The 11,824-nt window shown below is 73.8% G+C and carries 13 protein-coding genes; 7 read left to right on the top strand and 6 right to left on the bottom strand.

The window, feature by feature from the left end:
* Window positions 1-113 precede the first annotated feature (113 nt).
* A complete protein-coding gene (locus OG373_RS27560) occupies window positions 114-1,010 on the bottom strand; it encodes a TIGR01777 family oxidoreductase (RefSeq protein ID WP_405440997.1) in 897 nt (298 codons plus the stop codon).
* Between the two features lie 127 nt (window positions 1,011-1,137).
* Window positions 1,138-1,905, bottom strand: a complete 768-nt coding sequence (locus OG373_RS27555) for a VIT family protein (protein WP_405440995.1) — start codon at window positions 1,903-1,905, stop codon at window positions 1,138-1,140.
* Between the two features lie 89 nt (window positions 1,906-1,994).
* Here OG373_RS27555 and OG373_RS27550 point away from each other — a divergent pair, with 89 nt between their 5' ends.
* On the top strand, window positions 1,995-3,092 hold the full coding sequence (locus OG373_RS27550; protein WP_405440994.1) for a PP2C family protein-serine/threonine phosphatase: 1,098 nt from the start codon (window positions 1,995-1,997) through the stop codon (window positions 3,090-3,092).
* 18 nt (window positions 3,093-3,110) lie between these two features.
* On the opposite strand, the gene OG373_RS27545 is transcribed toward OG373_RS27550, so the two are convergent.
* Entirely contained in the window at window positions 3,111-3,362 is a 252-nt protein-coding gene (locus OG373_RS27545; protein ID WP_405440992.1) for a hypothetical protein, read from the bottom strand.
* Window positions 3,363-3,469: 107 nt separating this feature from the next.
* Here OG373_RS27545 and OG373_RS27540 point away from each other — a divergent pair, with 107 nt between their 5' ends.
* Window positions 3,470-3,841 (top strand): ArsC/Spx/MgsR family protein, encoded by a 372-nt coding sequence (locus OG373_RS27540; protein WP_405440990.1) that lies wholly within the window; start codon window positions 3,470-3,472, stop codon window positions 3,839-3,841.
* On the opposite strand, the gene OG373_RS27535 is transcribed toward OG373_RS27540, so the two are convergent.
* On the bottom strand, window positions 3,838-4,722 hold the full coding sequence (locus OG373_RS27535) for an alpha/beta fold hydrolase (RefSeq protein WP_405440988.1): 885 nt from the start codon (window positions 4,720-4,722) through the stop codon (window positions 3,838-3,840). The two genes, OG373_RS27540 and OG373_RS27535, sit on opposite strands and share 4 nt — an antisense overlap.
* An 88-nt stretch (window positions 4,723-4,810) precedes the next feature.
* Between OG373_RS27535 and OG373_RS27530 the strand changes: the two genes are divergently transcribed.
* Window positions 4,811-5,290, top strand: coding sequence for a MarR family transcriptional regulator (locus OG373_RS27530; protein ID WP_405440987.1), 480 nt, complete (start codon window positions 4,811-4,813; stop codon window positions 5,288-5,290).
* On the top strand, window positions 5,287-6,738 hold the full coding sequence (locus tag OG373_RS27525) for a PLP-dependent aminotransferase family protein (RefSeq protein ID WP_405440985.1): 1,452 nt from the start codon (window positions 5,287-5,289) through the stop codon (window positions 6,736-6,738). Before OG373_RS27530 ends, OG373_RS27525 begins: the two co-directional genes overlap by 4 nt.
* Here the strand turns inward: OG373_RS27525 and fabV are convergent.
* A complete protein-coding gene (gene fabV / locus OG373_RS27520; protein ID WP_405440984.1) occupies window positions 6,627-7,883 on the bottom strand; it encodes an enoyl-[acyl-carrier-protein] reductase FabV in 1,257 nt (418 codons plus the stop codon). The genes OG373_RS27525 and fabV overlap by 112 nt on opposite strands.
* A 587-nt stretch (window positions 7,884-8,470) precedes the next feature.
* Here fabV and OG373_RS27515 point away from each other — a divergent pair.
* Complete coding sequence (locus OG373_RS27515) at window positions 8,471-8,917, top strand: hypothetical protein (RefSeq protein WP_405440983.1); 447 nt, start codon at window positions 8,471-8,473, stop codon at window positions 8,915-8,917.
* On the opposite strand, the gene OG373_RS27510 is transcribed toward OG373_RS27515, so the two are convergent.
* Window positions 8,910-9,881: a Gfo/Idh/MocA family protein gene (locus tag OG373_RS27510; RefSeq protein WP_405440981.1), complete on the bottom strand. Its 972-nt coding sequence runs from the start codon at window positions 9,879-9,881 to the stop codon at window positions 8,910-8,912. The two genes, OG373_RS27515 and OG373_RS27510, sit on opposite strands and share 8 nt — an antisense overlap.
* Window positions 9,882-10,076: 195 nt before the next feature.
* Between OG373_RS27510 and glnII the strand changes: the two genes are divergently transcribed.
* On the top strand, window positions 10,077-11,096 hold the full coding sequence (gene glnII, locus OG373_RS27505; RefSeq protein ID WP_397728337.1) for a glutamine synthetase: 1,020 nt from the start codon (window positions 10,077-10,079) through the stop codon (window positions 11,094-11,096).
* A 93-nt stretch (window positions 11,097-11,189) separates the two neighbouring features.
* Window positions 11,190-11,519, top strand: coding sequence for a hypothetical protein (locus OG373_RS27500; RefSeq protein ID WP_397728338.1), 330 nt, complete (start codon window positions 11,190-11,192; stop codon window positions 11,517-11,519).
* Window positions 11,520-11,824 lie beyond the last annotated feature (305 nt).

The raw sequence follows: 11,824 nt of genomic DNA, 5'->3' as shown, positions 1-11,824 counted from the left end.
GCGGTCAACTCCGGTCGCACGACGGTCGCATACGGGTCACAAACGGTCGCACGGTGGTCGCACACGGATCTCGGGGTGCTCCCTGATAGCTCCGGGGAGCTATCAGGGAGCTCTCACGTGGAGGACAGCGCGGCGCGGAGCGCCTGCTCGATGCCCGGGTCGCGGAAGACGAAGCCGGACTCCAGCAGCCGCGCGGGCCGGGCCCGCTGACTGCCCAGCACGTCCTCGGCGAACTCCCCCAGCGCGACGCGCAGCGCCACGGCCGGTACGGGCAGCAGCGCGGGCCGGTGCAGCACCCGGGCCATGGCCTCGGTGACCTGGCGGTTGGTCAGCGGCTCCGGTGCGGTGAGGTTGACCGGGCCGGACAGCCGGGGGGTGTCGATGATGTGCCGCAGGGCCGCGACCTCGTCCCGGAGCGAGATGTACGACCAGTACTGGCGGCCGTTGCCGAGCCGGCCGCCGAGACCGGCCCGGAAGAGGGGGAACATCCGCCCCCAGGCCCCGCCCTCACGGGCGACGACCAGACCGGTACGGGCGAACGCCGTCCGGATCCCGGCCTCCTGGGCGGCGGCGGCCGCCGCCTCCCACTCCACGCAGACCGAGGGCAGGAAACCGTGCCCGGCCGGGGCGCCCTCGTCGACGGGCCGGTCGCCGGTGTCCCCGTAGTAGCCGACGGCGGAACCGCTGACCAGGACCGCGGGCGGCTCGTCGAGGGCGGCGAGGGCGTTCGCGAGCGCGGCGGTGCCGAGCACCCGGCTGTCGCGGATCTCCCTCTTGTACGCGGCCGTCCACCGGTGGTCCCCGACCCCGGCGCCGGCCAGGTGCACGACGGCTCCGCAGCCGGCGAGCCCGGCCGGGTCGACGTGGCCGCGCGCGGGATCCCACCGCACCTCGTCCGCCCCGACCGGCTCCCGCCGCACGAACCGCACCACCTCGTGCCCGTCCGCCCGCAGGGACCGCACGAGTGCACTTCCGATGAGCCCGGTCGCCCCGGTGACAGCAATCCGCATGCCCCCATCCTGCCGGGTCGCTGCGCTTGCTCGGCCGGGTTTGGGGGCGCGCCGTCCGCGGACGTCACCACACGGCGCTCCGCGCCCGCGCCTCAATCGCCGGCGGGGCTGAAAAACCGGCCCCCGGTCAGGCGGTCGTGCCGAGCCAGGTGCCCACCGTGTAGGTGACCGCCATCGCCAGGGCGCCGCCCAGGACATTGCGGGCGACCGCCCTCGGCACAGGCGCCCCACCCAGCCGCGCACTGATCACCCCGCACAGCGTGAGCGCCGCCAGCACCGCGACCACCGTCACCGGCACCCGCGCCGACGGCCCCGGCAGGATGATCGCCAGCAACGGGAGCAGCGCCCCCACCGTGAAGGCGACGAGGCTCGCGAAGGCCGCGTGCCACGGGTTGGCCAGCTCGTCCGGGTTGATCCCGAGCTCCACCCGGGCGTGGGCCCGCAGCGCGTCCCGTTCCGTCAGCTGCTCCGCGGCCTCCCGCGCCACGTCCCGGCTGAGCCCCCGCTCGGCCAGCAGGTCGGTCAGCTCGTCGAGCTCCGCCGCCGGCTCCTCGGCCAGTTCCCGGCGTTCCAGGTCGAGCGCGGCCCGCTCGGAGTCCCGCTGGGAGCTGACGGAGACGTACTCCCCCGCCGCCATCGACAGCGAGCCCGCCAGCAGCCCGGCGACACCCGCCGCCAGGATCGCCGAGCGCGAGGTGGTGGCCCCCGCCACGCCGACCACCAGGCCCGCGGTGGAGATGATCCCGTCGTTGGCACCGAGCACTCCCGCGCGCAGCCAGTTGAGCCGTGTGCTGATCTCCGCGCTCTGCGTCCCGCCGCCCGCGCCGTGCGCCTCGATGTGCGCCCGGGTCGGCCGTTTGCCCGTGCCTTCGCCCGCGCCTTCGCTCGCCGTCACGCCACCACTGTCGCGGCCCGGGGCACACGGGGCCACCCGGCGGACCGGTCCGGGGTGCGCGGGCCCCGCCCCCGTACCAGGGTGGAGTAGTGAGACGCCGACGTCAGGAGACGGGCTGGCTGCGCGGCGAGCCGCCGCCGCGCTGGGCCCGGATCGCGCCCGCGGTCGCCCTGGTCGTGCTGGTCCTGGCCCAGGCGATCACCCCGGGCGATGTGGAGCTCGGGTTCTTCCTGGCCGGCCTGCCCCCGGTGGCCGCCTTCGCGTACGGGGCGGCCGGGACCGCGGTCTTCGCCGCCATCGTCCTGCTGCTGCTGGGCGTGCACGAGCTCGGTGTCGCCCACGCCCGGGGAACGGACCTGGCCACGGTGGCCGTCGTCGGCGTGCTCAGCGTGGTGATCGCCTGGGTCCGCCAGCGCCGGGACGCGCAGCTGGTCAGCGTACGGACGGTGGCGGAGGCGGCCCAGCTCGCCGTCCTCCCACCAGTACCGGAGCGGGTGGGTCCGGTGCGCTGCTCGGGCCTCTACCGGGCGGCGCAGCACGGCACGCTGGTCGGCGGCGACCTGTACGACGTACGGGCCGGGCCGTACGGGGTGCGGGCGCTGGTCGGGGACGTGCAGGGGCACGGCCTGGCCGCGGTCGGCACGGTGGCGGCGCTGCTCGGGGCCTTCCGCGAGGCCGTGATCGACGACGCCGGGCTGGCGGCGGTCGCGGCGCGGCTGGACCGGCGCCTGGTGGCGGACGCGGCGGCCACCTCCGTCGAACATCCGGAGCTGTTCGCGACGGCGGTGCTGCTGGAGTTCCCGCCCGGGCTGGACCGCGTACGGATCGTGTCGTGCGGGCATCCGCCGGCTCTGCGGATGCGCGGCCGGGTGGTCGAGGAGGTGGCCGTGGATCCGGGACCACCGCTGGGCCTGGGCCTCGCCGGCCCGACCCCGCTGAGGGTGACGGAGCTGCCGGTGCGCCCCGGGGACCAGCTGCTGCTGCACACCGACGGCGTGACGGAGGCCCGGGACGCGACGGGGCACTTCTACCCGCTGGCCGACCGGGTGCCCGTACTGGCGCGGGACCCGGCGGGCCTGGTCGGGGCGGTGTGGCGGGACCTCGCGGCCTTCACGGACGGCGGTCCGCACGACGACGTGGCCCTGCTGCTGCTCTCGCTGGACGGAGAGGATCCGGCCGCCGCGTAGGGCGGCCGGCCCCTGTGCCTACGACTCCATGATGAACGCGCGCACCATCTTGCAGGTGACGTTCGACGGCCGGTGGATCCCCGTCCGGACGGCCATCGTCCGGATCTTCCGGTTGGTGGCGCGCCGGGCGTCGTACGTCCCCGAATCGAGCAGGGATATGGCCAGCCGCATCGCCTTCAGACGGCGGTTGTGGCTCTCGTACCACTCGCGGGGCAGGCCCGCCGGCAGCGGCTTCTTCTTGACGTGCCGGACGGTGGTGGCAGTGGCCATCTACAGCCTCCCAAACGGTAGTTGGCTTCCTGTCGTTCTCCCTCGATTTTACCGGGGACCACTGACAGAAGACCCTGGCCAGACCGGCTCTGGGTAGGGTTCGCGCCATGGAGATCTGGATCAATCCCGCATGTTCCAACTGCCGCAGCGCGCTGACCCTGCTGGACGCGGAGGGCGCCGACTACACGGTGCGCCGCTACCTGGAGGACGTGCCCTCCGAGGACGAGATCCGCGAGGTGCTCGGCCGCCTCGGGCTGGAGCCGTGGGACATCACGCGCACCTCGGACCCGCTCGCGAAGGAGACCGGCGTACGGGAGCTGCCGCGCGAGGAGACCGACGCGGCACGCGGGCTCTGGATCGCCCACCTGGCCGCCCACCCGAAGCTCATCCAGCGCCCGATCATCACGGCCGAGGACGGCACGGCCGTGGTCGCCCGCTCCGAGGAGGCCGTCCGCGAGGCCCTGTCCCGCAAGGCCTAGAAGACGCGTCGGGCGATCTCCGCCGCGGCCGTCAGCGGCAGCGCGTGGTGCGCGACCCCGGGCAGTACGTCGACGCGCGCGCCCGGCAGCGCCTCGCGCGCGGCGCGGGCCGCGCGGACGGAGTCGTGACAGCGGGACCGCTCGGCGAAGAGGACGTCGACCCGCGGGCCCGCGAGCCCGGCCAGGTCCGGACGCGGCCCGGTGACCGGCCGAACGCCCGGGAAGCGGGCGCTCTCCTCCTGCAGCCGCAGCCAGGCCGGTTCGAGCGCGGCCCCGCGGGTCTCCCAGGTGAGGAAGGAACGGATCCGCTCCGGGGTGGGCCGCACCAGCACGGGCAGCGCGCGCAGGACGTAGCCGGGGCGCAGCCCGGCGAAGACCTGGGTCGGGTCGAGCAGCACGAGGCGCCCGAGCCGGGCCGGACGCCGGGCGGCGTAGTGGGCCGCGATCCAGGCCCCGTACGAGTGCCCGCCGAGGGTCACCGGCTCCTGTGGTCCGGGCCCGTAGTGGAGATCGTCGACGACGGCGTCGAGGACCGCGTCGAGCCAGCCGACCAGGTCCCCGACGGCCCTGACCGCCCGCCCGGGCGCCGGGACACTGAGCCCGGGGTCCCCGACCAGGTCCACGGCGTGCACGCGGTGGGTGCGGGCCGCCCCGGCGGCGGCGCAGGCCCCCCACACGGTGGAGGTGGCCCCACCGCCGGGCAGCAGCACCAGCGGCGGGGCGCCGGCGGGGCCGCAGCGGTTGACGCGCGTGAGCCCGAAGGGGGTGGGCAGGTCGACGGCCTCGACGGGGCCGGGCCACTGGCCGAGCGCGGCGTCGTAGGCGGCACGGAAGGAAGCCGTGGAAGACGTGGAAGAAGACGTGGAAGACGTTCGGGGCATGTCCCGCTCCAATGCCTCGGCCAATATCTCGCTGAGCGATAATATCGCTCAGCAAGGCATTCTGGGCGGGGGCCGGACAGGAGTCGATGTGCACGACGAAGTGAACGACGCGGTGGACCGGGAGCCGGACAACCTCCGGCTGGTGCACCTGCTGAGGGCGGTGACCGTCGAGTTCGGCCTGCGCCAGGCGGACTTCGCCGCGCGCAACGGCATGCACCCCACCGACGTACGCGCCCTGATCTGCCTGCTGGACGCGGCCCGCGCGGGCGAAGCGGCCACCGCGGGCCTGCTCGGCACCCGGCTCGGCCTCAACTCCGCCGGCACCACCGCCGTGATCGACCGCCTCGAGCGGCTCGGCCACGTGGCACGGGTCCGCGACGACCACGACCGGCGCCGGATCCTGCTGCGCGTGGAGCCGGCGGCGATCCGCCTGGGCCGAGACTTCTTCGGGCCGCTGATCGACGGGGTGCTCCAGGTGCTCGACTCCTTCGATCCCGCCGAACGGGAGACCGTACGCCGCTTCCTGACGGCCACCCACGCCGTCTTCGCCACGGAGCCGCGCCCATGACCACCCCCGACCCGGGCGGCACAGACCTGCACCTCGACCTCCCCGCCGAGGGCGCCCGGCGGACCGCCCTCGCCCAGGCCCTGCGGGGCGCCGTACGCAGCGGGCGACTGGCCGGCGGCACCCGGCTGCCGCCGTACCGGACCCTGGCCGCGGACCTCGGACTGGCACGCAACGCCGTCGCCGACGCGTACGCCGAACTGGTCGCCGAGGGCTGGTTCACGGCCCGCCAGGGATCCGGCACCCGGGTCGCCGAGGGAGTCGCGGCCACCGGTGTCCCGGCCGCCGCGGCCGGACCCGCGCCGGCGCGGCTGCGCCACGACCTGCTCCAGGGCAAACCCGACCCCGCCTCCTTCCCCCGGAGCCCCTGGGCGGCCAGCGCCCGCCGGGCCCTGGCCCAGGCGCCCACCGAGGCCTTCGGCCCGGGCGACCCGCAGGGCCGCCCCGAACTGCGGCGGGCCCTCGCCGGCTACCTCGCACGGGCCCGGGGCGTGCGCTGCACCCCCGAGAACATCGTGATCTGCTCGGGCTTCGCCAACGGACTGCGTCTCCTGGCCTCCGTCCGGCCCCGCGACTGGGCCCTCGAGGCGTACGGGCTCCCCTTCCACCACGGCATCCTCCGGACCGCCGGCGTCCGCCCGCACCCCGTCGCGGTCGACGAGGACGGCGCCCGGCTGGGGGTATCTCCCGGCCGGAGGCCGGGGGAGGAACTCCCCGCCCGGGTCCGTACGTTGCTGCTCACGCCGGCGCACCAGTTCCCGACCGGCGCCCGCCTGCTGCCCGCGCGGCGCGCCGCCGCGGTGGAATGGGCCCGCGCGGCCGGTGGCGTGATCGTGGAGGACGACTACGACGGGGAGTTCCGCTACGACCGCAAACCCGTAGGCGCTTTGCAGGGACTGGCCCCCGAACACGTGGTGTACGCGGGCTCGCTGAGCAAGAGCCTCTCCCCCGCGCTGCGCCTGGGCTGGCTGGTCCTCCCGGACCACCTCCGCGACCAGGTCCTGGCCGCGAAGGGTCTGCGGGAGTCCTGGGCGAGCGCGCTGGACCAGCTGGCGCTGGCCGACTTCATCGAGTGCGGGGCGTACGACCGCCACGTCCGCCGGATGCGGCTGCGCTACCGGGACCGCCGCGACCAGCTGGTCACCGTACTGGCGGCACGCGCCCCGGAGGTCCGGGTGACCGGCATCTCGGCCGGGCTCCACGCCGTCCTGGAACTCCCGCCGGGCCACGAGGCCCGGGCCCTCGCGGCGGCCCACGCCGCGGGCCTGGCCCTGGACGGCCTCTCGTCCTACCGCCACCCGGCCGCCCCGACCCCACCCCTCGAGGGCCTGGTGGTCGGCTACGCGGCGCCCTCGGACACTGCGTTCACCCGTGCGCTGGGGGCACTGGCGGAGGTGGTGGTTCGGACGTCGGCGGGCCACGGGACAGTGGTCTCGGCCTCGACCCCGTAGTCGACGCCGGGAACGTCCCAGCCGTAGAGCCGGCCGACCTGTTCGCGGAACCAACGGGTGTCCGCGCCGGTGGCGATGGTGTCCGAGTCGACCTGGTCCCACGTGGCGCGGACGGCGGCCTGAACCCCGGGATCCATCTCCCAGTCGTCCAGCCGGATGCGGTCCTGGTCGTCCAGGCCGAGCCCGGCGTCACCGGAGAGCCGGCTCCACAGGTCCGCCGCCTGGTCGACGGTGCCCTGCCAGCGGTCACCGGTGACGCGGTGAAGGATGCCGGTGTAGAGCGCGATGCTCGGGATGGCGGTGGAGGCCTGGGTGACGGCCGCGCCCGCGACGACGGTGTGGGCGTGACCCGTGCCCTTGAGCCGGGTGTTGATGGCGCGCGCGGTGTCCTCCAGGTCCTGCTTGGCGGCGCCGATGGTTCCGGCCCGGTAGATGGGGGCGGTGATGTCGGAGCCGACGTACGAGAGGGCGACGGTCCGGAAGCCGTCGGCGAGCAGGTCCTTGGACTGCAGGGCGTCGATCCACATCTGCCAGTCGGCGCCGCCCATGACCTGCACGGTCGCGTCGCGCTCCGCCTCGTCCGCAGCCTGCAGGTGCAACTCGCCGACCTGCGGGACGCCTTCCTCGAACACGAGGGTCTTGGCCCGGTAGTCGGTGCCGAGCGGCTTGATGACCGAGTGGTGGACCTCGCCGGTCAGCGGGTCCGTGCGACGCGGGGCCGCGATGCTGTAGATGAGCAGGTCGACCTTGCCGAAGCGGGCGGCGAGCCGGCCTGCGGCCTCGTCCTTCACGGCGTCGGAGAAGGCGTCGCCGTTGAGGAAGGTGAAGTCGGCGCCGGCCCCGGCGGCGAGTTCGGCGGTCCGCGCGGTGCGGTACCAGCCCGCGCCGGCGGTGCGGCGCTCGGTCTCGGCGGCCTCGAAGGCGATGCCGAGCCCTCGCATCCGGTGGGCGCGCAGGCCGACCAGGGTCGCGGCCAGTCCGTAGCCGGCGCTCGAACCGATGACGAGGGCCACCGGACCGGGCCGGTCGCCGGCCGGCTCCGGCGCCTGCTCCCACATGCGGTCGACCACTGCTCGGCAGCCGGTCGGGTGGCTGTTGACGTACAGGTAGCCGCGGTTGCCGGGCTTGATCTCGCGGAGGCTCACTGGCGGGGTCCTTCGTGTGCGGGGATCGTGATCGACGGTTTCCTGCCGGCCGGTGGCTTCGCCGGAGACGAGGCCGAATCGCGCCCGGTCTCGCCCGGGACGGGCCCTGCCTCCATCCTCACCGAGCACGGCCCGACGAACCGATGTCGATCTTCGCCAGAAGCGCCCGCGCATTCTTGTCGGTGTCGCGGGCGGCTTGGGGGGCGGGGGCTTCGGGGGGGGCGGAGCCAGCACCCGGGGCGGCGGCTTCGGTATGCGGGATCCACCTGGGCGGTAGTCAGAGATGCGTATGGGGGTTTCCCGTCAGTCTCATCGTCTCTCCGTGTCGGGCCGGTCCCCCAAGGCCGCCCCGAGCAGGTCGCCCCGCCTCTTCATCTCGCCCCCACCCCCCGCCCCCGTAGGGTGGCCGGGGTATCAAAGAGGACGAATCGCACCAAAGGACACCTGTGAACGAGCAGCAGCCTCAGCCCGAGCCGCATCCGCATCCGCATCCGCAAGGCCAGTCGGCCCAGCCAGCCCAGTCGGCCTTCCCCGGCCGGTCGGGCTCCCGGCCCGGACGGCGGGGGGCCGACTGGATGTTCGGTGGGGTGTACGGGACCGTTCTGGCCAGTGCGTTGCTGGCCGCGCTCGGTCAGGAGGGGGAGGCATTCACCCCGTTCTACGACGCGAGCTGGGTGTTCGTGACGGGCGCCACCGCCGGGCTCGCGCACGGGTACTCGCACCACATGGCGGACCACCGGCAGGAGTCCGCCGGGCACCGGTGGCGGATGCTGGCCCTGGCCCTGTGGAACGAGTGGCCACTGATCGTGGCCACCCTCCCCACCGTCCTGCTGCTGCTCGGCGCCGGGCTCTTCCACTGGGACTCGTACGAGGTGACCGCCGTCGGGCTGGGGCTGAACACCGCCCTGCTGTTCGCGTGGGGCTCGCTCGTCGCGCTCCGCGTGGGCTACCGGATCGGCTCCGCCCTGTTGATCGGCATGGCCGACGCGACGATCGGCCTTGCCATCATCGTCGCGAACGCCGTGATCAAGTAGCGAGCTGCGCCTCGGCCTCCGCCAGGATCTCCGTGAGCCGGGCCCCGAACTCCACCCCGCGCGGATCCGGCACCCCCGTCCGGGCCGCGGTGAGCAGCGCGTCCAGGGCGCGTCCGTAGGCGCCCGGTACGTCGCTCCAGCCGGGCAGTTCGTGCACGCCCTCGGTGCCGCGCAGTTCCAGACCCACTCCGGCGGCCGCGCGCGGCGCGCCCAGGCTGAGCACAGCGGTGCTGGCCGCGCCCGAGGTGTGCCGGAGTGCCAGTTGGACGACGTCGGCGGGGCCCCGGGTGGCGCTGACCTCGGTGACCTCGCCGAGGACCGGGATCAGGACGGAGAGGGCGTGCGGGCCGACGTCCCACAGCCCGCCCTTGGCCTTGCGCCAGGGCGAGTCGGCGTAGGCGCTGGGCGTGCCGTCGGGCGGGAAGACGGCGCCGAGCCAGTGGGCGGCGGCCGTGAACCATCCGGAGCGCGCGGCCTGCTCCTCGACCCAGCCGGCGGTGGGCTCGGCGAAGCGCAGGGTGAGGAAGACGACGGAGGCGACCCGGTGGCGCGCGACGGCTTCGGCGAGGGCGCGGGCATCTTCCACGGTGGTGGCGACGGGCTTGTCGAGGAGCAGGTGGCATCCGGCGGCCGCGGCGCGGACGGCCATCGGGGCCTGGATGTCGGGCGGCAGGGCGAAGGCCACGGCGTCGCATTCGGCGAAGAGCTCGTCGGGGTCTTCGTACACCTTCACGCCGTACTCGTGGGCCAGTTCGGCGGCCGCTTCGGGCCGGCGGCCCCACACGCCGGCGAATTCGGAGCCGGGGTGGGCGGCGAGGGCGGGGGCGTGGGTGCGGTGCGCCCAGGGGCCGGTGCCCAGCAGCCCGACCCGGGGGCGGCGGCCTGCGGGGGCCTGATCGGCGGCACGGTCGGCGGTGCTCTCGACGGGGCCCTCGGCGGAGTTCAAATCAGACGAAATGCTCACGCGGCCAGTCTGCCCCACCTGGACGGGCGCGCCGCCACCAACCCGCACAACCCGCCCGACCTGCGGTGCAAACCTCGGTAACACGGGGTTCACACACGGGCAACGGAAGAGAAATCGCGGGCGGGCACGCTGCGGTCATCACCGCAGCGATGAAGCAGCGACCAGCAGCACCCGCAGAGTCTGAGGATGGGGCCCGTGAGCTACAAGGCTGAGTACATCTGGATCGACGGCACCGAGCCGACGGCGAAGCTTCGCTCCAAGACGAAGATCCTCGGGGACGGCGACGCGCTGCCGATCTGGGGCTTCGACGGATCGAGCACGAACCAGGCCGAGGGCCACGCCTCCGACCGCGTGCTCAACCCGGTGTTCTCGTGCCCGGACCCGATCCGCGGCGGCGACAACGTCCTCGTGATGTGCGAGGTCCTGAACATCGACATGACCCCGCACGAGTCGAACACGCGCGCGCTGCTGCGTCCGGTCGCCGAGAAGTTCGCCGGCCAGGAGCCGATCTTCGGCATCGAGCAGGAGTACACGTTCTTCGACGGCACCCGCCCGCTCGGCTTCCCCGTGAACGGCTTCCCGGCGGCGCAGGGCGGCTACTACTGCGGTGTCGGCTCGGACGAGATCTTCGGCCGCGACATCGTCGAGAAGCACCTGGACCACTGCCTCGCGGCGGGCCTGAGCATCTCCGGCATCAACGCCGAGGTCATGCCCGGGCAGTGGGAGTTCCAGGTCGGCCCCGTCGGCCCGCTGGAGGTCTCCGACCAGCTGTGGATCGCGCGCTGGCTGCTCTACCGCACCGCCGAGGACTTCAACGTCTCCGCGACGCTGAACCCGAAGCCGGTCAAGGGCGACTGGAACGGCGCGGGTGCGCACACCAACTTCTCGACGAAGGCGATGCGCGAGGACTACCGCGCGATCATCACCGCGTGCGAGGCCCTGGGCGAGGGCAGCAAGCCGCTCGACCACGTGAAGAACTACGGCGCCGGCATCGACGAGCGCCTGACGGGTCTGCACGAGACCGCCCCCTGGAACGAGTTCAGCTACGGCGTCTCGGACCGCGGCGCCTCGGTCCGTATCCCGTGGCAGGTGGAGAAGGACGGCAAGGGCTACATCGAGGACCGCCGTCCGAACGCGAACGTGGACCCGTACGTGGTGACCCGCCTCATCACGGACACCTGCTGCACCGGCCTGGAGAAGGAGGGCCTGGTCTAGGACCACGCCCGCCCCACCCGGCCCGCCCGCCCGACGCCCGCCCGACCTCATGGTCCGGCGGGCGTTGTCAGTGGCGTGTGGCACGGTGTGGCCATGTTGGCGATCAAGATCCAGACGGAGCGCGGCGAGTCCTACGAACGCCCCGCGCTCGGCGTGCTGTCCGAACTCGTGGAGCGCATCGGCGCGGACGGGGACCGCTTCGTCATCGTCGAGCGGATCGTCGAGGAGCCGGACGTCTACATACAGGTCTGGCACGACGAGGGCGACGACTACCAGTTGGAGCACCGGGACGGGTCGGCGGAGCGCCACTTCCAGGTGCATCTGCCCGCGGCGGCCGAGGTGGTGGAGGTCATGGCGCGCTGGGCCCGCCAGGAGAAGGGCTGGGACGTCGGCCCGGGTTGGCAGCGACTGCGTCTCCCCTGAGGCCGCCGGGGAGTTGGCTTTTGTCCCGGATTGACTGGGGGGTGGGCTCGAAATGTGAGATTTCGATCCACGGTGTGAGACGGAGCCTGCCCCGGAGAGGTGACATCTGCTTGAATGGGGCCATGGCCAGCCATTCGCACACCTCGTCAGGTCGCAGCGACCTCGAGCCTTTCTGGCCGTCCCGTCAGGATCACGATTACGACCGGGAGTGTTGCCGCGCGAAGAACGCGCCGGCCCTCTAAAGCCTCCGGGACCATCCACCCGACCTTCCCCGAGGCCTTCGGTCTGCGCGGTATCGACATCGA

Source organism: Streptomyces avidinii (genome assembly GCF_045161815.1).
GTDB lineage: Bacteria > Actinomycetota > Actinomycetes > Streptomycetales > Streptomycetaceae > Streptomyces > Streptomyces avidinii.
Note: the sequence above shows the minus strand (reverse complement) of the source record. Positions and strands in the feature narration are given on the sequence as shown.